The organism is Enterovibrio coralii (genome assembly GCF_001559595.1).
Lineage (GTDB): Bacteria > Pseudomonadota > Gammaproteobacteria > Enterobacterales > Vibrionaceae > Enterovibrio > Enterovibrio coralii.
The window spans coordinates 40,173-64,812 of record NZ_LNTY01000033.1 but is presented as its reverse complement, the minus strand read 5'-3'; the positions used below and the strand labels follow the sequence as shown (position 1 = coordinate 64,812).

Below are 24,640 nucleotides of genomic sequence, written 5' to 3'. Positions count from 1 at the left end.
GCGGTGAGAGCCTAAATGACTCTTTACTATAAGCACTTTTGAAATACAAATAGGTTCTCTTACGATTACCTCCTTTCTGTGCACAATAAATGTCCTCAGCTGGAAACCTATCATATACATAAGTAACTAATGTGGGCGGCACATAGAAAATCCAATGCGAGACAAAAAATAAAAACAAAAACAAAAACGACCAGAAATAGACATTAAAGTAATTTCTTTTTGTAACAAAAAGCCACTGTAAAAAATATTGCATACACCCAGAACTTTAAACACGAAGTTAGTAACAACTCGCTAACAGAAAACTTACCCTTTAAGCCAAAAATGGGAAGCCCGACTAGTCCACGATCACTTTCATTAATTTACCATATAGCGAATGAAAACCAGTTACCTAAAATCGCTTCTAATTGGAGAGAATGTTTAAGCTCTATCAGTTGATTTATGCCTATTATAAATCAACGCATCGCAGATGAAGCGTTCAGAGCAGAATACAGCGTGTCGATTTATACACTTCAAAGCATGGTGAGATACCTAAAAGAAGTTGCCCAAGTGGGGCCTATTGTTGTTCGAGGAAATTGTTAGAAAACGACAACAAGAAACCAAGGTTTAGCCGTGATTTTTTCATCGTACATTTCCGCGAATCAATCCTACTGACCGTGGTTCAAACGTACTCAACACTTCGCTCCATCCTTCAAAATCCGCTAGACCCTCATCTATCTCTTCCTAATACAAATCCAACCCCCTCAAAAAACTTCAAAAAATTTTCACCCCTTCTCCTTCCCCGCACGTTTGTAACTCCAAACAGAACGATTCGAGTCCTATATCAGGCTCGTATTTTCGAAGAAGGGATGAATCATGACACTTCGTAAAACTACCATTGCACTCTTTATCAGCACGATTTTGGTTTCTGGCTGTTCGGATAAACCAGCCACTTCACAGCAAACAAATCAGCCTCAACAACACACAGTGAAAACGGAAGTAAAAGAAAAAGCTTCACAAGACGCTCTACAAATTCAAGCAGAACGCGACGTGGTTCAGCGCGTTCCCGCAAGCCAACCAGAAGTCTTTTATGCCGCTGCCCCAACCAATAAACGCGCCCTGATTGGTATGCCTGCTCACGACATGATGGTGGTTCAGCCTAATCGCGATAGCTATTTACCGACGCCGAGCAACGGTGTTCAGCTCGTCAGTGAGCAGCCACTCTCTACCTTCTCTATCGATGTCGACACTGGCAGCTATGCCAACATTCGAAGCTACCTCGATATGGGGCAAAAGCCGCCTGCCGATGCGATTCGTGAAGAAGCGTTTATTAACTATTTTGATTACGGCTACGAGGTACCAACCTCCACTGCTCAGCCATTTTCCGTGCAAACAGAGCTTGCTCCGTCTCCATGGAATGAAGACCGTCAGTTACTGCGTGTGGCTCTCAAAGGCTATGACATACCAAGCGATGAACGAAAACCATCCAACCTTGTGTTCCTTGTCGATGTATCCGGTTCAATGGGACAGCCAAACAAGCTGCCACTGCTGGTACAAAGCCTGTCGATGCTGACGAAACAACTCAGCGGCGATGACACGGTTAGCCTCGTCACCTATGCAGGCACATCCAGCGTGGTGCTTAAACCCACCAAAGGCGACAACCAACAAGAAATCCTCAATGCGCTAAAACAACTCCAAGCGGGTGGCGGCACCTATGGGGAAAGTGGCATTAAGCTCGCCTACCAACAAGCGAAATCTGGCTTTATTAAAAATGGCGTTAACCGCGTAATTCTTGCCACTGACGGCGATTTTAATGTGGGTATGACCAATCTCGATGAGCTAAAGAACTTAATTAAAACGGAGCGCGACAACGGCATTTCCCTCACTACATTGGGCTTTGGCCGTGGCAACTACAATGATGCGATGATGGAACAGCTTGCTGATATCGGCGATGGCAATCACGCTTACATCGATACTTTGCATGAAGCGCAAAAAGTGCTGATCCGCCAGATGAGCGGCACGCTGCAAAGCATCGCCTCTGATGTAAAAATTCAAATCGAATTTAATCCCGCAGTCGTCAAAGAGTATCGCTTGATTGGTTACCAAAACCGCCAGCTTCGCGATGAAGACTTTAACAATGACAAGGTCGATGCAGGTGAGATTGGTGCTGGCCATTCTGTCACTGCGATCTATGAGGTCACCTACGTGGGTGATAAAGGGCAAATCGACGATCTGCGCTATCAAAAAACGCAAACAGGGTTAACGCAACCTAACCTGCATCAAAATGAACTGGCACAAGTGAAAGTGCGTTATAAATTGCCTGAGTCGGACACCAGCAAGCTCGTGAAAACCGTGGTAAACCATAAAGATGGGAAACGTGCCTTCGCCCAAGCAAGCAGTGATTTTCAATTTGCCACATCTGTTGCGGCATTCGCGCAAAAACTGAAGGATAATAAGTACCTCAATGATTTATCCTATGCGCAGATCGCCACCATTGCGCGTGATAACCGAGGTGACGACCCTTACAACGACCGCGGCGAATTCATTCGCATGGTGGAAGTTGCACAAAACTTATAAGGCGATTCTCGATAAGGCGTTTTTTAGGGGCGACGAATTGTCGCTCCTTGTTTAAAGATAAAAATGAATAACGACACAGACGAAACGCTTATGCTCAACTTTAGTGCGGGTGACCAAGGTGCATTCGATGCCTTGTACCGTCGCCATCGTGCGCCACTTTATCGCTATGTGCTGCGACAGCTTGGCGTATCGCAACAATCCAGGGCAGAAGAGCTTTTTCAAGATGTCTGGTTTCGTGTTGTCGATAAGCGTTCGTCCTACGAGCCTTCCGCCAAATTTACAACTTGGCTATATCGCATCGCCCATAACATCGTGATTGATGAGTATCGTAAGCAGCAGTCAGAAAAAGACTATCGCGCCCAACTTGATACCGATGACGCTTGGGAACAACCTGACAACCCGGCCGAACGTCAGCAATCGGCACTCAAGCACTGCATGGGTTTATTAGCACCTAAACAAAGAGAAGCGTTTTTGCTTCGTCACGAAGCAGGCTTTGAGCCCGCACAGATATGCGACATTGTTGATGCGAAACCTGAAACACTGAAAACACGTCTTCGTTATGCTCTTGACCAACTAAGGCAATGCCTGACGAAAAAGCTAGGAGCCGAGAATGACACGCCAATTTTCCGATGACGACATTATCGCTCTCTACAAAGACGGCGCAAATGAAGAGCTTCCGAGCTTATAGATGCACGCATTATTCGCTATGCCGAAAAGCAAAGCAAACAGCTGGCTAAATACCCTTGGTGGCAAATCACGGGCATTGCAGCAACCGTTGGGTTTGTTGCCATTCTTGCACCGTGGAAATGGGCAGACAAACCGCTTTCCACTGAGCCTGCGGTGATTCAAGAATCTCTTGAAGCCGAAATGATGATGGATACAGCCCCCGCTGACGCTGCGTTGCCAGAGCCACCAAAAGTGGAAATGAAGGCGCGTTCAAATGCGGAAACCTTTGAACGATTCTCACGTGCACCAGAACATGATGTGGAAGTGCTCAGTGAAGCCGAAATCCATTCTAAGATTGAGGCAAAACTAAAGTTCATCCAGATACTGATCGATAACGACGAGACCGAGATGGCAAAGCAGCAGTTGAGAATCCTTTTGAGAACCTATCCTCAGGCGAAAGAGGAGCTGACGGCGGAAATGTGCGAACTGATGAAGAAGTAATCTAGTGTATTGATTGGTTAGTAATTTAATTCAGCTTTCATCGCTCGCATCACAAGAGAGCTATGCTATTGTGATGGGAAATCCTCGATAGAAAGTCCAGTAAAATGAAAATTTTCAGCAATTTCGACAGCGGAAACATCCATGTTGTTTCCGCTGAATCACCAGACAGCATTCAGCTCACTATCCCTGCCGACAACAATACCGATATCGCGCAGTGGTTCCATTTCCGCTTGGAAAGCCACTCACAAGAGCTGCATCAGTTCACACTGCAAAACCTTGCTAAATCCGCCTACCCCGAAGGCTGGCAAGATTACGATGTGGTTGCTTCTTACGACCGCAACGAGTGGTTCCGTATTCCGTCTGAGTTTGATGGCGACAACCTGCGTTTTTCTGTTATCCCAGAGCAAAGTTCAATGTACTTTGCGTACTTCGCGCCTTACTCGTATGACCGCCACCAAGATCTGCTGCACAATGCACAGATGCATTACGCCTGTCAGCTAGAAACGTTAGGTTCAACCCTAGACGGTAATGACATGAGCCTGCTGACCATAGGTGAGCCAGCAGAAGGTAAGAAGAACATATGGGTTATCGGTCGTCAGCACCCAGGCGAAAGCATGGCTGAATGGTTCATTGAAGGCCTGTTGATGCGCCTGTTGGATGATACTGACACCGTGGGTAAGGCGTTAATTGATAATGCGGTAATCCGCGTTGTGCCAAACATGAACCCAGATGGCAGTATTCGTGGTCACCTGCGCCACAATGCAGTGGGCGCAAACCTGAACCGTGAATGGCAAACGCCGTCGGTTGAACGCAGCCCAGAGGTGTTCTACGTTCGCGAGCGCATGCTAGAAACGGGCGTTGATATGTTCTTGGACATTCACGGCGATGAAGCGATCCCATACAACTTCGTTGCGGGTAGTGAAGGTATTCCTTCTTACGATGAAGATTTTGCTGCGCTTGAAGAACACTTCAAACAAGCACTGCTAACCATTACACCAGAGTTCCAAGACGAACACGGTTATCCGAAAAGTGCACCGGGCACTGCGAACCTGACTGTGGGTTCAAACTGGGTCGCTGAACAGTTCAAGTGTTTGTCTTACACGGTTGAAATGCCATTTAAGGATCACAACAACCAGCCAGATGAAGTCTACGGCTGGTCGCCAGAACGCAGTGCCGCATTCGGTAGCGAAATGCTGGCAGCAATTTGGGCAACACTGCCAAAGCTTTAATCGCCATAAAAAAACGCCACCCTAGGGTGGCGTTTTTGATCTGACCGTCAGAGAGTCTCTGACACCAAGAATATCGTTACGCCGCGTCGTTAGTCGCCGAGGTTGGCAATACACGTTTGATGATGTCTGCCAAGGTCACGACACCCACCATTTTTCCGTCTTTGCTTACTACAGCAAGCTGAACGCTGGCTTCGCGCATGCGTGCAAGTGCTTCGTATACCGGGGTTTTAGAATCAAGCACGTATGCGTTACGTGCCAATTCACGTGCAGGTCGGTCAGCAGGTTCCAACAAGGTATCACGCACGTGAACAACCAAAGGCTTAATTCCTTTCTTGCCGCACAGCAGAATACGCAGGTGTCCTGACGTCATTGCAGCAGCACGTACGTCTGCCACAGTCGCATTCTTATCGACATGCACTGTCACCTGGCCTTCTGTTACCAGCGTTTCAACTGGGATTGAGCTTAGATCAATCAGGCCAGAAAGCTGACGCTGCGTATCAGGCTTCAGCGTACCTACCTTGCCTGAGTGCTCAACCAATTGGCGGATGGTATCAATATCCTGTCCACCAACCGCTGCACTTTCAACTGGCTCAACACCCGATGCTTTCACCAAACGGTTAGCAATGCGGTTGATCCAGTTTAGCAACGGGCGCAAAGGCCACACGTATGCACGAGCAATGATACCCACTGCCAATGCTGATTTCTCAGGGTGCGCGATAGACCATGACTTAGGTGCCATTTCACCCACCACCAAGTGCAGGAAGGTCACCACGAACAGCGAGAAACCGAATGCGGCACCACCAGCAGCCCAATCGGGCATACCCATAGCAAGCAAGACAGGGCCAACCCAATGGTCAACAGCCGGTTTCGTTACCGCACCCAATGCAAAGGTACAGAAGGTAATACCAAGCTGTGCACCCGCCAGCATCAGCGTCAGGTCATTCATACCGCGCAATGCAGCACGGGCAGACGCGCTTTCAATCGCCATCTCTTCAAGACGGTGACGACGAGCACCCAGCAATGCGAACTCAATGATTACGAAGATGCCGCTAAGAATAATTAGGGCAACAGTCACTAGGGTGACAATCAACGGATCGTACATTATTCACCCTCCACAACTGGCGTTTCTACCAGTTTTACACGCACCTCGGTCGGTACGTGTCGCTCAATGCGCAACACTTTCACCTCAAGGTGACGTGAAATCACTTCACCTGCTGCCAGTTCAGATGGTCGATAGGCAGCTCAATATTAACGGTTTCACCTTCAGCTGGCAGCGCACCGCGCTCTGAAATCAGCAAGCCAGCAATGGTTTCTACATCTTCTTTTGGCAGATCGTAACCAATCGCACGCTCTACTTCGTCGACGTGAACATCACCTTCCATCAACCAAACATTGTCACTTTCTGACACAACAGCATCTGCGCCGTCAGTGTCATGCTCGTCGGTGATTTCGCCGACGATTTCCATTGCCAAGTCTTCAATCGTCAATACGCCCGCAAAGCCGCCGTATTCATCGATAACACAAGCAAGTTGGTTGGTTGAGGTCACAAGTTGGTTCAGTGCGTCAGGCAGCAACATCAAAGTCGGCAGCACCGTCGCAGGACGCATCACAGAAGACACTGTGTCCTCGGCACTGCCTGATTCCAAGTGCGCCAGCACATCAGCCAAATGCACAACACCTACCGGCGCGTCGTCATCGTTGATAACTGGGTAGCGAGTATGCGCTTGCTTCATCAGTGACAGTAGTTCTGTCAGCGTGGTTTCTGGCTCAACCCAGTCCACTTGTGAACGAGGAACCATCGCGTGCTCAACATCGCGCTCTGGGAAGTCCAGAATACGGTCCATCATCAGTGACAGCTCAACAGGCAAGTCACCGGTGTCACGCGAGTTAGCAATAATATGGGTTAAATCTTCTTCTGATGCGCTCACATCGAGATCGTGAACCGGTTCGATACGAACTGCGCGAAGAAGCAGGTTTGCGGATTTGTCGAAGAAGCTGATGATCCAACCAAAGGCAGACATGTAAATCAGCGTAGAGCGAGACAAAATGCGAGACATTGGCTCAGCATTCGCAATCGCAAGGTTTTTCGGGTAAAGCTCACCCAGAATCATTTGAACAACCATCGCCACGCCAAGTGTAATGACGGTACCAATGGCAATACCTGATTCAAGAGATAAACCGAAGCCCTGCAATAGAACGCCCAAAGATTGACCGACTAGAGGCTCAGCAACAAAGCCCAAAACAAGGCCAGTCACAGTGATACCCAGCTGCGCACCGGAAAGCATGAAGCTGGTACGTTTCGTCACGGCGAGTGCACGCTTAGCGGCTTCGTCGCCAGTCGCTGCTAGAGTAGCGAGCTTAGCGCGGTCCACTGCCATGTACGCGAATTCTTGCGCAACGAAGTAACCGTTTGCCGCAATAATGACCAGAATGAAGAAAATGCCGAACAGCAGAGTTAGAAGGGTATCAATCATTGTTGTGTCCTCCCTTGGTCAAAGAAAGCCAATAAGGGGTTACACAATCGACTAGAGTTGGGGTCCACAAAGTATTCCTAACGTAAAAACAGGAAGCGCAGTATAGAGCCGCTCAATGAAAACCGTCCAGCCAATAATGCGAAATACTCCACGAACGCATAGGTGTTCACTTGCCAACATGCTGATATCACGACAATGAAAACAAATATTTAGCACATTTATCGCAGTTTTGAGCCAGCATTTCGGCACTCAATTGCGTTACCGTTGGTTACAAAATAGCAATATTCTTAGTGTGGGTTGGATGTTTTGTTAGAAACAAAGTGTTAGTTGGTCACTGCCTTTGCTTACTCAGTGCCACATGGTCACACCCACAAATCCCTATTCGGGTCGTTTTCATCAACCCACTCCGCGTCTTCACGCGCTTGCAGATAAAGCTGAAGTCCGTTGTATGAGGCGAACGCGGCCGCACCGCCAAGGTGCTGAAAGTCATCAAAATAGTCATCTTCTAAAGGACACAGCTCTGCGAGTGTTTTGACGCCCTTCTCGATTGCCCATTGAATAGCAAAAATGGGGGCAACCGCACCTGATACCGACACCTCTTCAATCGAATGCGCGATCGCACTGCGGTTCAGTTCCGCTTCGCGTTTCTCGGCTTCTTGTTCGGTGACATCATCAATAATTTGCGTACGTCTGGCAAAGGAGATGCGTTTGTTCAGCGTTGCGATTTTGAGTGCATAATCAAATCGCTCAGGTGTAACAATTTCAACGAGTTGTGATAGAAGATCTTTGTCAACACCTGTTGCTTCCACGAAGAAATCAATACACGCCGAGAGAGACGAATATCGTGTTCCTTCAAAATCAAAGCCACTGGTATCATCAAAAACATAGAGCGGGACACCATTCACGCTGAGTGGCCAGCCCTGAAACGCCACGCGCTCTTTGGCAATTTCGTACATTTGCCACGCGCTTTCACCAAAACCACCCAAAATTGAGCCTGAAAACTCACTGTCTTGAAGTTCTTCTTCTGTCCAGTTGATTCCAATTGCTAAATGCTTGGTGTATTTGGAGATCAGAGCTTGTTTAATACTGCTCGTAAACGCCAGATTGAAGAGACATCGCGCGCATATTTGATAGTGTCACACTCTTTGCAAGCAGGGATCGTCAGCAAAGGATGTTCAACGTTTTTGTTCGGTCTGCGTGGAAAATGGAAGCTTCTCGAAGATGGCTCCCCACAAAACCAACAGGTATGGCGGAAATTGAATGGGATGTCGATGTGAGTATGAGCGTCGGTTTGCATGCGGTGTTTTCACTTAATCAGATGCTTACATTTTACGTGTTACAGCCGGATAAATCTCGGTTTGCTGATACAAAACGCCATAACTCACCCATGTTCTCGTCCGGAGTCTTGGCTGCTCCACTGAAACCATCTCGTTTTCAGCATGGGTCGACCTTGTATCGACCACGTCAAATTGCAGGGTTAGAAACAGCTTTGTTCCCAAATCATCAAATCCCCTCAAAGTATCAATATTGCTACTAGGTGAATTGCTTTACTGATACACACTTATCTCCTACTCAGATTGCTCTACGTGCAAGATTTTCAAGAACTGTAAGTTGCTCCGACAGCGGAAGCTGTGCACCAGAGCTTTGAATTCGACGTTGCAAAAGAGGCTGACGAGATGTCTACGAAACCAATTCCGCTTGGGCCCAACTCGCTCATCACCAACACATCGCTCAAGAGTTCCTCTCTCACTGAAATCGACTTTGATGACACCCTGATGGATCGCATCTCCATGGTTAACGCGCGCATCAACCGAGGGGACTTAGATGGCATGGCCATTTCGGGGTCTTCACTCGATAGCGTGGTGTTTGAGAACTGTTCATTGAAAGGCACTGTGATGGTCAATTGTGACGTGTCTGGTCTCATTATCAATGGGATCCACGTTGGGAAATTGTTGAACCTCATTACCCAAGGGAAGGAGTCTTAACATGCCTAACGAATTTACGTTCCTGCAGCCTTTTATCCCTGCCGAAGATCGTGTTCCCGTTTTGCGGAAGCAGCTCGAAAAGAGGCAGGAAACTATCGATAAGTTGGTTGAGTCTCGTGTTGGCTTAACGCCTTTGCCTGATGACGATGGGTTTGGCCCACGTCCAGTACCAGGCAGAGACGGTGGCTTGGTCAAAAAAGACGGTAAAGATGGTTTGAAAGACACCATGGAAGATACCGACTTTAAGGTCTTCGGTAAGGACGGAGGCAAAGACGGTAAAGATGGCGGCGACAAGTCCAAAGAAGACTCAAAAGAAGGTGTGAAAGACGGCGGCGATAAAGCCAAAGAAAAAGAAGGTAAGGAGGGGAAAGAAGGCAAAGAGGGTAAGGACGGCAAAGACGACAAGGAGGGTAAAGATTCTAAAGAAGGGAAAGAGGGCAAAGACAGCTCCGATAAAGGAAAGGAAGGCAAGGACGGTAAAGATCCAAAGAAGGAAAGGACAGCTCTGACAAAGGAAAAGAAGGTAAAGACACCTCCGACAAAGGCAAAGAAGGCAAGGACGGCAAAGACTCCAAAGAAGGAAAGGACAGCTCTGATAAAGGGAAAGAAGGTAAAGATGGAAAAGAAGGCAAAGAGGGTAAGGAAGGGAAAGAGGGCAAAGACGACTCCGACGGCACGGATTTGGGTCGATTTGGCGTCACACTGCCACCTATCGTGACCTCAAGCGGCCTCCAAAAACTCGAAGTCGGTGACATTAACAGCATTGATACCGTGAAGGCCAAAGAAGTGAAGGACTTCATCAAGGCTAGAACCCTGAAGGACAAGCCTATTGTATGAGTAAAATTACGCTCGTTTGCCACGAAAACGACTTGCTGCTTCGAAGCATTATTTCTGTGCTTTCGAAGCAGTCTATCCCCTTTGATATGCTTTCTTTCAAGGATTATTGCGAGTCGGTTGAAATTGCTGTCAATGAACAAGGAGCAAGGGTTTACCCGGACACGCCGTTGTTTTTTCGCCCTGTCGTGCCAAGAGCAGAAGACCCAGAATCGGACGAAGCGTTTATGCTATCCGAGTATTGGTCCCTCGCCTGCTCGGCGATTAATTTGATGTCGTCTCGCAAGATTGGAGACTACGGGTTTAAAGCAAACATCGACGCATTTATTCCCAAGAGTGGGCTGGATCTTGGCGTCATGCACGAAGCGCGCGACCAATATTTATGCTCTAAAACCTACTCCCTGCCGAGCGAGTGCAGCAACCTCTATGTGCAGTCTCTGATCGATTTTGGCATTTACCCTCGCGCGGACACGCCCCATGCCTTTCGCGCCGCATCCCAGCTAAAAAGTGATGACGCCATTGAGTGCCATCAGTATTGCGTGGCAGGGGAAACATCACCACTTTACTCGCAAGACACGGGTCTTCTGACAGACTATCCAGAAACCATTAAAGGCATTGAGGTAGCGACCAAAACGTTATTTGAACACTACAACACAGACATGGTGGGCTTTTCCTATCTGATTTACCCTGACGGTAAGTTTCAGCTTATCGACGTCGATCCCTACCCGCCCAAATACAATGACCAAATCATTATCAACGATTTGGCTGCACTTATCGTTTCCTACCTTTCCAAGGAGGCGGCATGAGCGATTATTGGATCATTGGACCGTCAACCGACCCCGTGATTGCTAAGGTCAACGAATACAGCGACCCAGAGCGCTTTATTGATACGTGGCTGATTGAAGATTGGAAATTTCATGTCTCACCCGAAGGCCACGCGCACGTTACTCTCTCCGACGGCCGAGACTTTCACTTAAAAAACAGCGACAACTACTACTGCCGTATTGTCGATGTTGGTCGAATTGCCGGGGAGAATGAATCGAATGACTTGGATTTGATGTCCACCAACAAAGGCTTACAAATCTGGCTTTCCTCCATTAAAGGACGCGTCATTAATCCGCCCGCAGACATCATCCATAACGGTTCAAAACCTCTCCATGAAGCGGAACTCATTAAGCTGGGTTTTAACGTTGCAGATACCTTTACCAGCATGAACAAGGCGAACCTTGCAGCGTTTGCCCGCGAACATCCAGTGGTCGCAAAAACGATCTGCGGGGTGCGCGCCAGATGTCGAAGAGTCTTCGCCGACGATCTGTTGAGTGATAGCTATAGCGGCCCAGTACACCTCCAAAAATTTATCTCAGGCGTGAATGTCAGAGTGCATGTACTGGATGAGCTCTGCCATGCCCTAGAGATCGCTGGAAGGCATATCGACTACCGGCATGTTGACGAAAGTAATCCAATTTTGGATGGCAGACAGATTGCGCTACCTGAGCACCTCGAACAACAACTCGTTGCCGCTGCGAAAAAGCTTGGCATGCTCCTGTCTGGTTGGGATTTTATCGTCGATGACGACGGAAAGTGGTGGTGTCTGGAAGTCAATCCCATGCCTGCGTTTACGCCTTTCGACCGCCCTACTGACTTTCAACTGACCAAAGCATTGGTCGAGTACCTCAAACAATGAAAGTCTTGTCTGAAACCCTGCTTTCTCCACCCGACTGTGCGCGCCTTGTCGACAAGCTCTTCTCGCTCCGAAGCGCGTGGACATCTCGCTCGGAGCACAACAATGAAACCGGAGGCTTCTACACCCTGGGAACGGCATCGTATATCGATGCCAATCACTCCTGCGACGTTCAAACCACCTACTATGACTCCGCTATGGTGACGAACCAGATATTGAGAGATAACTTCAGTGATATTTTAGAACTGCTGAAATATGTATTCTCTCAATACCTTTCTTCCCCTGTGCTGTTTGACGACGATCTCGCGCTTCCCGGCTTTCACATTTTCCACGGTTCAAGCATCACGCTTGAGCCAACCAACCTGATGGGTCACTTTGACTTGCAGTTTCTGCCACTTCGTTGGAAAGGTGTCTGGAACCAAGCTTATCCGCCACTTTCGTTTACCTTGGTGCTGCAACTACCCGAAAAAGGCGGAGACTTTGAATGGTGGAACAAAACTTACGCTGACTTGCGACATCACAGCATTACAGATTGGATTGCAGAGCACCCCGATCCGATCAGAGAAGTGCTTAAGGTTGGTTCTATGGTGATTCAAAACGGGTTGGTGCTTCACCGTATCGGCCGCTCGCACAGTAATAGCGAGAGTGATTACCGCATTACGCTTCAGGGGCATCTCATTCGCGTGGGCGATTACTATTACATGTATTGGTGAGCATTATCGACGCGCATACATTGAATACCTTTCTCTCCTTGCCAGACCTGACCACCTTCAGGCAACTTGCCACGCCTGCGGCAAGCTTGATGGAACATGAGATAAGAGAAAGTAACCTTGATGATGCCGCGTTGGATTACGACATCTTCGATTTAAAACCCAGTTTGACGCACCCGGCCTCACGGCTAACCAATATATCTCGCCCCAACATGGGAAAACGAACGGTTAGCGTAAACAATTCAGCCGAATTACAAGACGGAATGAGTCAGCTACTCAGGAGCTTAACGCCCGTCAAAGAGCAGCTTAACTCTCTTGTGGCGGTAGATCATTTTATATTTCAGGCATCCGGGTATTGCGCTATCCCATTCACTACCATGAGCACTATGATCAAAGCTGGATGCTGCCTGACCATGTTGATGAAAGTGCCTTTACACTGGTATCTCCTGGCTCTGTTCTTAATGTAGATTGTGAACGAAATTCGCTCTCAAATTGCCTCTACATGATGATTGGATGCCGAAACTTCAGTTCACTGCCTTTGATTCCGACCAAACACAGGGTGGATGTCCGCCGCTTATCTAGACCTGCCGTCTCGGTCGTGGCATTTTTTGATGATGTCGCGTTTCAATAATCCTTAGATTTAGGCATAAAAAAACCCGCGACAAGCGCGGGCTATTCAAACGAAGCAGTGATTACATCACACACTCTTTCGCGTCTTTCGCTTTCTCAATGCTCTTTTCCAGCAAAGATTGCGCTTCTTCATTGGTGATGGTTTGCATCACTTTGTCCATCAGCTTTTCTGCTGTGGATTCAGAGGTTGCGTCCACCAAGCAACTGTAAGCGTTAGAAACGTGTTCTTTCACTTCAGCCAGTGCTGCTGGGTTGCTGAAGTCTACGTTCATCGCTTCTTCAACAGACTCGGCAAGCTCTTTTGCTGAATCAGCAGCATCGCCAAATTGGTCGAGATTCAGTGCACTCAGATCAACAGATTCCACTTGCTCGTGAATGGTATCAACCGCTTTGGTTGCCGCTTCCTGCGCTTGGTCGATCGCTTTGTTTGCTTCTTCACAACCCGCAAGCGCGGTAACAAGAAGCACAGCAGTGATGGCTTTTTTCATTATTTTCACCTCGAATACTCGCGGGCGATATAAGACTGCCCGCGATTAAAAACTGCTGTGATTATATACCCAAACTATCTAAAGATGCAGGATTGAGCGAGATTGACTGGGGTTATGACAGCGGCGTCCCTCTGTAGGTGCAGTTACCAAGAGTCGCTGTCGTCGTCAAACCCACCAAAGTCGCTGTCATCGCCTCCAAACGCCCCATCATCACCACCGTAACGACTTGGATCATCATCGTTGTTGGCAAAACCATCGTCGAAGCCAGAATCGCCGAAACCCGTATTCGAATCATCAAAGCCGGTACCTTGGCTCCAACCACCACCTGTATAGTCTTGGGTGTAGTTGTCGGTACCGTCTAGGAAGCTGCCACCGCTGTCAGTATCCGTGCTCGCAGTATCGGTTTGCGAATCATCACCCGGATCCTGAGAGGCATCTTGCTGGTCAACGTTCGCATCATTTGGATCTTCAATGATCGTGTTATTGGTGATGTCTTCAACGGTCGGCTCCATATGTTCGCCACCAAAGAAAAGATGGCTTAGAGCACTGCCCGCTACCATACCTGCGGCAACACCCGCTGCGGTTTGCATAAAGCCGCCAAACGCACTTGGTCTATACGCTGGTTGTGGCGGTGGTGGTGGATTTCTGTCACCGCCAAACATTTTGCTAAAGCTACCTCGGCTTGATTCTTGTTTGTAGAAATCAGCGTTGCGTTGCAGGTAGTCATTGCGCTCTTTCATTTCCTTCAGAGCCACCTCTTGAGCAAGCGCGACTTGGGTCAGACGGTAGACAATGTCTGGCTGCGACGCTATGGCTTCTTGAATGAGTTGGGCAGCGGCTGGATCTTTGGCGTTGCTTTGGTTCGAACGCATTTTGTCAGCCAGTTTTTGAATGAGTTCCTGTTCTTGCGGAGTCATGATTTCCCCCATCTTCGCTGAGGTGCGAGAGGTATGATTTAACGTAACTGCACGATACGCCAATTCCAGAACGCGGACAGCCAGACAATCATACTTTGCAAAATTGCAGCACATGGGTTGAAAGGCGGGTTTTCTTGAACCTCATAGTTCGCGCAATCAGGAAGCGTTCGTTCAACGAATACGCTCAAGCATGGCAGTTATTGGTAAAAAATCTGGCTCATAGTTAGAACATGATGAAACAATAGGTGACAGTGTCACGTATATTTAAAGATCACAAAAAAGCTCGGCTGTTATACCGAGCTTTTTGACGACTAACTGACGGTTTCAGGATTACGCTTTGAAGTGCTTAATGGCTTGTTCCAACACTTTCTGTGCTTCTTCACCTGACATTACACCCTCTATTTCCATACCACCATCTGGGCCTTTGTAATTAGCAAACCACGTTTTGACGATGTCTACCACACCCGGATACGCTTTTTGAAGTTGCTCTACCGATTCGATGTCCTTGAATGGTGATTGCTCAACAACTGGCACAGCAATCAGCTTGTCATCTTGCTCACCGCCGTCCAACATTTTAAGGCCACCAATCACGCGCACTGGTGCCACGCTACCGCGCTCCATCGCTGAACCCAATACAAGAATGTCTAACGGGTCGCCGTCACCACCCAAAGATTTTGGCAATGCCGTGCTTGGGATAGTTCCGTAGTTACCCGGGTAACCAAGGTAATGCACAATGCGTGGCTGACCATTTTTAAATTCCCAGTTGATCACTGAGCTGTCACGCTTGCTCACTTCCCACTTTTCATTGGTACCTGTCGGGATCTCGATAATGGCATTGATGGTGCCGTTCGCATTCTGTGCAGGAATATCTGACAGGTAGTCGTGGCTCGCTTTCACCGTATAGGTATCGATTTGCTCAAACTGGGTAGCGGCAAAAGCGGTAGAGCTAAGTAACAGGCTTGCAAACAAAAGAGAGGTTTTCATAAGAGTTCCATTTCAATCAGATGCGGGCATCATCGTCTGAATTGATGAAAGAAAAATGGCAGTTTTATTGCTGTTTTAAGAAATATGCGCTACTTGTTTGCCTTCTCTATATGCTGAGAAAAACAAAGCGGTGTGATTATCAAATCACACCGCTCATTTCATAAATTCTTAGTGCCGCTTATGAACAGCGTCGGTGCATAAGGCTAGAGTTTTTGCTGAATGATCGAGAAAAGCCCCGAGGATGAGTACTTGGTTGGGTCTGGCTTACCTTCTTCCATCGCTTGCCAATACTTCCAGCCGACATTGCCCTTTGTGCCTAACTCATAATTCATCGCATCCCACGCATCTTCTCGGAAACTGTAAAATGCCCAATGAAGCTGGTTAGCGTCCAGTGCTGCTATCACATCCATCAAATAGGCAGCGCAATTGTCCACTTTCCTCGCACAGCCAAACTCTCCCGCCACTAGCTTGTTCGTTGGTAAACCCACACTTTTCGCCCACTCAACAGGTTGATTGAGGTATTCAGCCACTTGAGCCTTGTCCCATCGCATCGATTGATTGTCACCAAACGGTGCATTGCCTGGATACGTCAAAGGAACGTCACGACGAAGGTTTGGTGCACTTGTCACTTCATAGGGTTCGTACATATGAAAGCTATACAGCACCTTGTCATCACTTAGCGTTTTTTCCCAATAATTGAAGCTGTCGGCCGCCGCATACCAACCGGCATCCACCATGATAGGTGTATTGCTATCCACTTCACGGATCGCCGCGACAATGTGCTCATAAAAGGCAGGTAGATCTCGACTTGAGCCTTTTACTTTTTCATACCAGTCTTTCATTTCTGAAGCAGAAGCGTGCTCTTTTAATGAGCTTTGCTTCTCAGGCGCAGGTTCATTGATGATGTTATAGGCAGCAACGTGAGGACTGTCCTTTAGTTCACTCGCGAGGTCTTTCCAAAAAGCCGCCGCTTTCTCCCAATTAGCCTTGTCGGAAAATAAACGACCATCAAATTTTCCATTGTTGTTCTGCGCCCAACGATATGCCGGCAGAGACAACGGGGAAATGACCACTTTAAGCCCTGCGTCACCTGCTCGCTGAATCTCGCCTTTCAACGTTTTTAGATCCGCTGGCACCAAACCTTGATAGTCGTCTGCGTCACCTAGCAAAAAATCTCGACTTTCTGAAGGCCACTTGTCATACGCAATGCGTACCCAAGACGCATTGTACGCAGAGAGGTCTGAATACAGTTCGGTGCTGGCTGGAAGCCGATTAAAGACGTTGCCTCCGTGTTGAGGTGTTTCCCAAAAATCCCCAACATCCGCTGAAAAAGCAATCTGAGACGAGAGTAAGATGGGCAAGATAAGGGCTTTCTTAAGGCGCGGAAAAGGGAACATCAAACATCCTTTTTATTTTTTATAGGGAATAAGCTAGGCAGCACTTTATCGCGACGAAGCGCGGGGAAAGTAAGTGGCGTGTAAATTAATCGACAATTTGAAGATGACAAAGTGCATCTCTCACAAAAACGGAGCCTTGACGGCTCCGTTATGTTCAGTTTGCCTTTGCCGCCAAAGCGGCGTTAGGCGAATTGTCTTCTCTTCGACCGAGTTTGTTCAGCTCACTCAGAAGCATAGGCACTACCACCAAAGCCAGAACCAAGTTGGAAATTGGCATCGCCAGCCACACACCATCAACACCCCAAATCTTTGGCAATAGGTAAAGGAACGGAAGTTGCACCAGCATGTTGCCGACGGAAACAAACAGGGCTTTACCACCTTTATCAATCGAGATGAAAAAGACTGATGCGGCGAAGAACAGACCGTCCAAGAACATCGCAAACAGGTGCAATCTCGCGCCGTGACTCGCAACTTCTATCAACTCTGAATTGCCTTTACCAAACAACGCGATGATTTGCTCAGGGGCAATATTCAGCAACACGACTGCCGCTACACCAATACCAATAATCGAACCCAGAGCGATTTTCACCGTGCTTTTAATCGCCTTAAATCGACGGGCACCGTAGTAGTAACTCACTGGCGGTTGCATACCGTTTGCCAGACCTTCGGCAAACAAATAGTACATGGTACCGACATAGCCCAGAATCGCGTATGCACCGACATAAACGGCTGACCCATAGCTCATCAGCAAGAAGTTATGTACGGCGAGTACAAAGCTGAAATACAGGAACATAAACAAGGTCGATGAACCCAATTCAATGGTATGTTTCGCGTTTACTAGGCTAAATTGCATGTGTCGAATACGGCACTCGGCTTGACGAGACAAGAAGTAACACAATGCGCCGACAACCACTAACGCTTGCGAAATCACGGTAGCAACCGCCGCACCTTCAAGCCCCAGTCCCAACACACCAATAAGCAGATAATCCAGCACGATATTTGCGACAGCACCAAGCACAGTCAACGCTGTTGCCCAGTTCGGGCTATTGTCATTTCGAACTAACAGCGGCAACGCACCTGCGCCGACGGTCAATGCAGAACCAAAAACAAAGACATTCAGATAGTCTTTCGCATGAAGAAGAGGCATGCCTGACGCGTTCTGAATCGCCATGACAGTGTCCGTACCAAAGTACAAAAACACGCTTGATAGGATACCGAAACCCAACATCAACCAAAGCGAGGTGCTTAATGTGAGCCCGACACCTTGTTGGTTTTGTTCACCGCGATAAATCGAAATAACACTGCCTGCCCCCATGCCAACCAGGATACCAAAGCCCATGATGACGCCCAGCACAGGCCACGCCATGTTAATGCCTGCAAGACCATCGACACCCACATAGTGACCCACAAAGAAGCCATCTATCACCTGATATAAACCACTGACAATCATCGCAGCGACAGAAGGCACGGCATAACGCCAGAATGTGCGTGCAACAGATTCGTTTTTTGGGGAGAGGGTAGTTGTAACACTCATTTTTGACACTCAAGAACCAATAGATAGGCGAATGATATTCCCATTAGAGATATTAAAAAGTTAGTATCCATCTTTAAAAGAGATTGATAGTTTGGGTAATCGCAATGAATTGGACACTAGATCAGTTGCGCGCTTTCGTGGTTTCAGCGGAGTTAGGCTCTTTTTCAGCAGCGGGACGACGCCTTGGAAAAGTGCAGTCTAGGATCAGCAGTGCCATTGCAGATTTGGAGGTTGATTTAGGCTTCGAGCTATTCGACCGCTCCGGCAAATACCCAACACTGACAGAAGGCGGAAAAGAGCTGCTCATCGAAGCGACTGCGGTACTCAATCAATGCGAACGCTTGCAAGCTATGGCACAAAAAGTCTCGAGCAATGAGGAAACCTCCCTCACCATTGCTTGTGATGAAGCCATATCCGTTGAAGCGTTCGAGCAATTGATCTTCGAACTCGGTGTTACCTATCCAAATCTGAGGTTGACGCTGACTAACGGCTCAAGAGATGACATCGCGACAGCCGTGGAAGAGTGCCGTGCTGATATTGGCATCATGTTGCGTTACAACGAGCTCGCGACATCTCTCGAGTTTGAATCTGTTGGCCATGTGAACAAAGTGCTAGTCATCAGCAATCAGCATCCGCTCGCGAAGAAAAAAACGCTGACGCTGAAGGACTTACAACCCTACCGCCAACTCGTCATTTGTGACCGTACAGGAACTGGCAGAGACACTCCGCTCAATGCAAATCATTGGCATGTCGACAGCTACTTCTATATCGCCGAACTGATTATCAACGGTGCAGGCTGGGCAATTGTGCCTGAGCACATTGCTAACTCGAACTGGTATGAAGGTCGCCTGAAAATTTACCCAGCTAGACCACTTGGACAATCCGTGATGTTGGATATCGGCGTCGTAAAGCGACGGGATAAATCACTAAGTCCAGTCTCCCAATGGCTACTAAATCAGATGAAACAATTTTTTGAAGAGGAACAGTAGCAACTTTCATTGCCAAACGGTCACTTTCGCGATACTAAATTGAGCACAGTCATTGAGCATGAATACTGCTGAGTGAACCAATGCAAAGGAGAAGTGGGAACAATGCAATCTATACCAAAAGCAATGAAAGGCGTGCAACTGACCGGACATGGTGGCCCAGAAGTTCTTCAGTATCGCGAAGATATTCAGGTACCTTCCCCCGCTCCGACAGAAGTGTTGATTCGCGTATCGGCAGCTGGTGTCAACAACACTGACATTAATACCCGCACCGCTTGGTACTCGAAAAACGAAGGTGACAGTGCAGATGCCTCGTGGTCAGGGAATGCCTTAACATTTCCTCGCATTCAAGGGGCTGACGTGTGTGGCACTATTGTCGCAGTCGGCGATGGCGTAGATCCAAGCCGCATTGGAGAGCGTGTTCTCATCGAGCCTTGTCTGAAAGAGTTCAACGGGCAACCCCTCACCTCTTTTTGGTATTTTGGCTCTGAGTGTGACGGCGGCTTTGCAGAATACACGACAGTGGCTGCGCGGTATGCACACAAGATCACCAGCAACTATTCAGACACTGAACTTGCTTCCTTCCCTTGCTCTTATTCCACAGCGGAGAACATGCTTACCCGCTCAAAAGTAGGTGCCTCTGACACGGTTCTTATTTCAGGCGCATCGGGCGGTGTAGGCTCTGCTGCAATTCAACTTGCTAAAGCACGTGGCGCATCTGTTATCGCCATCACCAGCCCAAGCAAAGCGGCAGAACTGAAAGCATTAGGTGCCGACCAAACGTTGAACCGCGATGCGGATTTGGTCGCATCGTTGGGCGCGAACAGTGTGGATGTGGTGATTGATCTCGTCGCTGGCGACCAATGGCCGCAATTTCTCGATGTACTCAAACCCAAAGGGCGTTATGCCGTATCAGGTGCCATTGGCGGTGCAATGGTTGAGCTGGATGTGCGCACACTCTACTTGAAAGACCTGAGTTTTTACGGCTGCACAGAGCTGGAAGACGGCGTATTCAAAAGCTCGTCAACTGGATTGAGCAAGAGAAGATCGCCCCTCTCGTCGCAGAGGTGTTGCCGCTTAAAGAGATTCATCAAGCGCAAGAAATCTTTAGTCAAAAGAAGCATATTGGAAAGATTGTGCTAGAGGTTAACGCGGATTAACACGTGACTGGTGTTGCATAAAAAAGAGGGTGAAAACACCCTCTTTTCGTTTGTCTTTATCGCTATGCTTTCTCGATGGAAAGCCAGCTTAGTGATTTCAGTGGCTCCACATACGTCTTCACTGCTTTTTTCTTTAAATACGCAAAGCTCGTATAAACGGTAAACGGCAGCATATACATGGCAAATCCAAGGGTGGATGCCAAGACATTTTGGCTTATGGAGCCGACACCTAACAAGAGTACATCGAGTAAAAAAACGGCGACGAAACAGAGGTAAGTCAATTTAGCTACGGTAGGAAATAGCACTCCCTTTGACTTGCATTTGCTTGCGCAATAATTAACACCGTAATAAAGCAAATTCACCGCAAAGATCAACGCGAAGAACGCATACTTTGCATTTCCCCACAACGAGAAATAAAGTTGAAGAATGAATTGCTTCAAAGACATGAATGCATCAAACGGGACGTAAACAAACGCGCCAATACTCGCCAGTGCACTCTCACGTGAAAGCAGGTTTAAAACAGCCAGTAGCGCGATAGACAGGACGATCGCACTCGGCACGGCAAACATCATTACACGCTTCACCGATACCGCTTCTTTCACCGATTTCTGCACAGCAAAGCGAAAGGTTGCTATTTCTCTTCTTACCTTTCCAAACACCTGCCATGAGAGAAATGGGAACTGTTTTATGCACACATCGTCGTCATCGTGTTTATCGATATACGCTAAAAATGGCACGTTATTTAACACATTTGTTTCTGTTATCGGGGCTTTGTTTTTTTTGTACGGCTGGTAGGCCTGCTCTAACTTATACATCAGGTCATTAACGTAATGTGTCGCCGATTGACCTAGGTTTCCAACATTGTCCACCCTGATTGCTAGACGATCTTCATCATCTGGCATGCCGCAAATATAGAAAGCTCGTTCCTCACCTCCTATCTCCAACACCATCTTATTTACGGGCAGAACACCCCGATGGGTATCAGCTAGGTTTTCTTCCCAAACCACATTCTCAATAAATGCACGTTGGTCCAAGATCACCATTTTCTCAGGAACACAGCTTAGATCTATTCTTATTCGGCGGCCTTTACCCGCAGCATTTATCGCCCAAACATGGCTTGTCGTGTATTCACAATAAAAATGCTTTTTATCCGTGGCATCTTTGTCTTCATTTGACAACTCTACCCATTTAGCGTGGTCAGCATCCTCACACTCATCAGAACACATTAAGACGTCAAGGTAGTGCCATTCGTCTATAGAAACGAGACGCACTGATGCATCAAAGTATTTCTCGTGCGTTGTTTTTAGCTCATTAAAAAATGTATCAAATGCATCACGTAACTGAGTATCTAAGCCCGATTTCACGACTGCTCCACGATGGTATCCGGCAAAATTGTTACGCATGATGATGGAATAGCCGTAAAAAGACAAAAAGAAAACTTCATATTTTTGCTTTAAAAACAAAACGATGAAAATTTAACCTTTTGGTTAAAATGGATTTAAATTAGTTAGGCAAACACTGCATTCATCCGGACGTGATTGACTAAAAGGTCTTCAAAAGTTCGCAAGATTTACTAAACAGACAATGCAAGCTAGAGGAGGCTGAACATATTGCTAGCTGAAACTGTTATGACGTTAGTGACAGATGATCAGTGACCAGTTTTTCATATTCACATGTTTATCATTCGCGCATTTTCATTGCGAGTGAGATCTTACTTCCTTATCTGTGCTTACAACACCTCTCTTAAAAAACCTTGCATTTATCACGGGATTTGTATCTCAAAATTTGCAAATCACTTGACATAACATTTTGTTGGCCAAATTTGGCAGCAACAAAAAATCACTACTTTTCTAGACAAAAAAGCGTTTAATTCAGCGAGGAACAATAATGACTATATTGAAGTGGGCCACACTAAGCCCTATCGCTCTAAGCGTGATCACAGCAACGGCTACTGCAGAGCCTACGAGCTAAACCTGAGTAAATTGCTGGCCGACGAAGCTCAAATAATCGCGGCTGCCCCGGAAGGATTGAGGCTAGTTAAGGACTCTATCCGAACATTAGACAATGAAGTGGTTGAAAACATTTCTATCAACGCAATTTCAAACCCTTCCAACGTCAAACGCGTGGAAAGCATTATTAGCGAAAGTGATTGGAACCACCTTTTCCCGCTAAGAGATGAAAAATATACCTATCTCAATTTCTTAAAAGCAATTGGAAAGTATCCCGCATTTTGTGGTGACTATTCTGATGGCCGCGATGCCGAGGCTATATGTCGCAAGTCTTTAGCGACAATGTTCGCCCATTTCACTCAAGAAACTGGAGGACACGATAAGTCTATTGCAGATGTCACGCCAGAATGGCGTCAAGGCTTATACTATCTACGTGAAATAGGCTGGCAAGAAGGCACCCCCGGCGGATATGGTGTGTGCGGAGAAGAGACGTGGCAAGGTAGAACATACCCATGTGGCACTTTCCCTGATGGAACTTACAAAAGCTACTTTGGACGAGGCTCTAAGCAACTTAGTTATAACTACAACTACGGCCCGTTTTCGCAATCCATATATGGAAATGTCGAAACCTTATTAAACCAGCCTGAGTTGGTTGCAGACACATGGCTTAACTTAGCCAGTGCGGTATTTTTCTATTTGTATCCTCAACCACCGAAGCCTAGCATGTTGCATGTTATTGACGGGACTTGGCAACCAAATCAACAAGACATTGCAAATGGGCTTGTCCCAGGATTTGGTGTAACAACGCAAATCATAAATGGTGGTGTTGAATGTGGCGGAGCCTCAGAACACATCCAATCTCAAAATCGCATTGACTACTACCACAATTTTGCGAATTACCTTGATGTTCCTGTTCCACAAGACGAAGTATTAGGCTGCGCGTCGATGAAACAGTTTGACGAGGGTGGAGCAGGCGCTCTCAGCATCTATTGGGAAGAAGACTGGGGCTGGTCATCCGAAACACCGACAGGTGAAACCTACAAATGTCAACTCAAAGCATACCAAGTGCCTCACTCTGCATTTATTGAAGGGGATTATCGAAAATGTGTTGAGTACCATTTTGATGTAACCATAATTGACGACCTAGAAGGTGTTGCTCCTACTGCCAATGCTGGTGTAGACAAAACAATATTCTCAGACAATACAGTCGTCGAATTGGATGGTTCCCTCTCCTCAAGTGCATCGACAGACACGCTGACATATGAATGGGTTTCGCAAGGCGAACTGCTACCCATCACCAATGCCGACAAAGCAGTGGCAACGGTGGTAATTCCGAAAGTCGACGTTACTACCGAATATCCTTTCACTCTCACCATCACCAATCAAGATGGAGAAAGTGACAGTGACGATATGGTTGTTACTGCGAACACAAAACCTGACAACATGCCACCTATAGTGACTTTATCCGGTGAGAGCACGGCCATCAGTGGAGAATCGATGACAGTCACAGCCGAAATAGTGGATGAAGACGACACGGTATTTACGATTGATTGGACAAACGACAGTAATCTGACTTTAGTCATCGCCGATGATGACCGCTCAGTAAACTTTGTTGCTCCTGAAGTCGAAGTAGAGACCGCAGTGAATATCACAGTCACCGTTACGGATTCTGGCAACAACATTGTTTCTTCGGCTCAAACTGTCACGATATCACCACCCGATACAGGGACTTACCCAAATTGGATACTGGGTCATGAATACGCAGCTGGAGATCGCGTTACTGCCAATGGCGTTAATTATGAATGTAAACCTTGGCCATATTCCGCTTGGTGCGGATCAAATGTGGTTTATCAACCTGGTGTTGGTACGTTCTGGTCTGAGGCTTGGTTTGTTGTTGAGTAACAACACGTTAAAAGCATGAACAATGTCAAAGCCCCTTTTATAGGGGCTTTTATTTTTAGC

20 protein-coding genes and 2 pseudogenes are annotated in these 24,640 nt (G+C 47.4%); 13 read left to right on the top strand and 9 right to left on the bottom strand.

Annotated features, from left to right (window positions below; all coding sequences use genetic code 11):
* The first annotated feature begins 852 nt into the window (after positions 1–852).
* From ATN88_RS10945 to ATN88_RS10930, 4 genes are all read left to right on the top strand, one after another.
* Positions 853–2,553 (top strand): vWA domain-containing protein, encoded by a 1,701-nt coding sequence (locus ATN88_RS10945; RefSeq protein ID WP_067415448.1) that lies wholly within the window; start codon positions 853–855, stop codon positions 2,551–2,553.
* A 63-nt stretch (positions 2,554–2,616) separates the two neighbouring features.
* Positions 2,617–3,186: a sigma-70 family RNA polymerase sigma factor gene (locus tag ATN88_RS10940; RefSeq protein ID WP_067415446.1), complete on the top strand. Its 570-nt coding sequence runs from the start codon at positions 2,617–2,619 to the stop codon at positions 3,184–3,186.
* A 207-nt stretch (positions 3,187–3,393) separates the two neighbouring features.
* Positions 3,394–3,720 (top strand): hypothetical protein, encoded by a 327-nt coding sequence (locus ATN88_RS10935; RefSeq protein ID WP_067415443.1) that lies wholly within the window; start codon positions 3,394–3,396, stop codon positions 3,718–3,720.
* Positions 3,721–3,824: 104 nt separating this feature from the next.
* On the top strand, positions 3,825–4,949 hold the full coding sequence (locus ATN88_RS10930) for a M14 family metallopeptidase (protein WP_067415439.1): 1,125 nt from the start codon (positions 3,825–3,827) through the stop codon (positions 4,947–4,949).
* A gap of 76 nt (positions 4,950–5,025) precedes the next feature.
* Here ATN88_RS10930 and ATN88_RS10925 read toward each other — a convergent pair whose 3' ends face one another.
* The 3 genes and pseudogenes from ATN88_RS10925 to ATN88_RS10915 all read right to left on the bottom strand — a co-directional run bounded on the left by ATN88_RS10925 (position 5,026) and on the right by ATN88_RS10915 (position 8,720).
* A complete protein-coding gene (locus tag ATN88_RS10925) occupies positions 5,026–6,051 on the bottom strand; it encodes a CNNM domain-containing protein (RefSeq protein WP_067415434.1) in 1,026 nt (341 codons plus the stop codon).
* Between the two features lie 100 nt (positions 6,052–6,151).
* Positions 6,152–7,423, bottom strand: a complete 1,272-nt coding sequence (locus ATN88_RS10920; protein WP_232313106.1) for a hemolysin family protein — start codon at positions 7,421–7,423, stop codon at positions 6,152–6,154.
* A gap of 362 nt (positions 7,424–7,785) precedes the next feature.
* A pseudogene (locus tag ATN88_RS10915) lies at positions 7,786–8,720 on the bottom strand (hypothetical protein).
* Between the two features lie 379 nt (positions 8,721–9,099).
* Here ATN88_RS10915 and ATN88_RS10910 point away from each other — a divergent pair.
* The 6 genes from ATN88_RS10910 to ATN88_RS10885 all read left to right on the top strand — a co-directional run bounded on the left by ATN88_RS10910 (position 9,100) and on the right by ATN88_RS10885 (position 13,100).
* On the top strand, positions 9,100–9,408 hold the full coding sequence (locus ATN88_RS10910; RefSeq protein ID WP_157490707.1) for a pentapeptide repeat-containing protein: 309 nt from the start codon (positions 9,100–9,102) through the stop codon (positions 9,406–9,408).
* A gap of 1 nt (position 9,409) precedes the next feature.
* Positions 9,410–10,126 (top strand): hypothetical protein, encoded by a 717-nt coding sequence (locus ATN88_RS10905; protein WP_067415423.1) that lies wholly within the window; start codon positions 9,410–9,412, stop codon positions 10,124–10,126.
* Between the two features lie 115 nt (positions 10,127–10,241).
* On the top strand, positions 10,242–11,048 hold the full coding sequence (locus ATN88_RS10900; RefSeq protein WP_067415420.1) for a hypothetical protein: 807 nt from the start codon (positions 10,242–10,244) through the stop codon (positions 11,046–11,048).
* Complete coding sequence (locus ATN88_RS10895) at positions 11,045–11,926, top strand: ATP-grasp domain-containing protein (protein WP_067415417.1); 882 nt, start codon at positions 11,045–11,047, stop codon at positions 11,924–11,926. Before ATN88_RS10900 ends, ATN88_RS10895 begins: the two co-directional genes overlap by 4 nt.
* Positions 11,923–12,636 carry a hypothetical protein gene (locus ATN88_RS10890; protein ID WP_067415414.1) on the top strand — a complete coding sequence of 238 codons (714 nt, stop codon included), beginning with the start codon at positions 11,923–11,925 and terminating at the stop codon, positions 12,634–12,636. The genes ATN88_RS10895 and ATN88_RS10890 overlap by 4 nt, the downstream gene beginning before the upstream one ends.
* Positions 12,633–13,100 (top strand): hypothetical protein, encoded by a 468-nt coding sequence (locus ATN88_RS10885; RefSeq protein ID WP_067415411.1) that lies wholly within the window; start codon positions 12,633–12,635, stop codon positions 13,098–13,100. The genes ATN88_RS10890 and ATN88_RS10885 overlap by 4 nt, the downstream gene beginning before the upstream one ends.
* A gap of 225 nt (positions 13,101–13,325) precedes the next feature.
* Here the strand turns inward: ATN88_RS10885 and ATN88_RS10880 are convergent, their stop codons facing one another.
* The 5 genes from ATN88_RS10880 to ATN88_RS10860 all read right to left on the bottom strand — a co-directional run bounded on the left by ATN88_RS10880 (position 13,326) and on the right by ATN88_RS10860 (position 18,583).
* Positions 13,326–13,751 (bottom strand): cysteine--tRNA ligase, encoded by a 426-nt coding sequence (locus ATN88_RS10880; protein WP_067415408.1) that lies wholly within the window; start codon positions 13,749–13,751, stop codon positions 13,326–13,328.
* Positions 13,752–13,894: 143 nt separating this feature from the next.
* Positions 13,895–14,668 carry a DUF2076 domain-containing protein gene (locus ATN88_RS10875; protein WP_067415583.1) on the bottom strand — a complete coding sequence of 258 codons (774 nt, stop codon included), beginning with the start codon at positions 14,666–14,668 and terminating at the stop codon, positions 13,895–13,897.
* A 330-nt stretch (positions 14,669–14,998) separates the two neighbouring features.
* Positions 14,999–15,652: an inorganic diphosphatase gene (locus tag ATN88_RS10870; RefSeq protein ID WP_067415400.1), complete on the bottom strand. Its 654-nt coding sequence runs from the start codon at positions 15,650–15,652 to the stop codon at positions 14,999–15,001.
* A 203-nt stretch (positions 15,653–15,855) separates the two neighbouring features.
* Entirely contained in the window at positions 15,856–17,049 is a 1,194-nt protein-coding gene (locus ATN88_RS10865; protein WP_083539464.1) for a glycoside hydrolase family 5 protein, read from the bottom strand.
* Positions 17,050–17,203: 154 nt separating this feature from the next.
* The gene (locus ATN88_RS10860) at positions 17,204–18,583 is read right to left on the bottom strand and encodes an MATE family efflux transporter (RefSeq protein ID WP_067415397.1); all 1,380 of its coding nucleotides are present in this window, start codon (positions 18,581–18,583) and stop codon (positions 17,204–17,206) included.
* Between the two features lie 104 nt (positions 18,584–18,687).
* On the opposite strand from ATN88_RS10860, the gene ATN88_RS10855 reads away from it, so the two are divergent.
* Positions 18,688–19,572 (top strand): LysR family transcriptional regulator, encoded by an 885-nt coding sequence (locus tag ATN88_RS10855; RefSeq protein WP_067415394.1) that lies wholly within the window; start codon positions 18,688–18,690, stop codon positions 19,570–19,572.
* A gap of 102 nt (positions 19,573–19,674) precedes the next feature.
* A pseudogene (locus ATN88_RS10850) lies at positions 19,675–20,729 on the top strand (alcohol dehydrogenase family protein).
* Between the two features lie 62 nt (positions 20,730–20,791).
* On the opposite strand, the gene ATN88_RS10845 reads toward ATN88_RS10850, so the two are convergent.
* Positions 20,792–22,192 carry a hypothetical protein gene (locus tag ATN88_RS10845; RefSeq protein ID WP_157490705.1) on the bottom strand — a complete coding sequence of 467 codons (1,401 nt, stop codon included), beginning with the start codon at positions 22,190–22,192 and terminating at the stop codon, positions 20,792–20,794.
* Between the two features lie 606 nt (positions 22,193–22,798).
* Here ATN88_RS10845 and ATN88_RS10840 point away from each other — a divergent pair.
* Positions 22,799–24,580 carry a glycoside hydrolase family 19 protein gene (locus ATN88_RS10840; RefSeq protein ID WP_232313104.1) on the top strand — a complete coding sequence of 594 codons (1,782 nt, stop codon included), beginning with the start codon at positions 22,799–22,801 and terminating at the stop codon, positions 24,578–24,580.
* Positions 24,581–24,640: the final 60 nt, after the last annotated feature.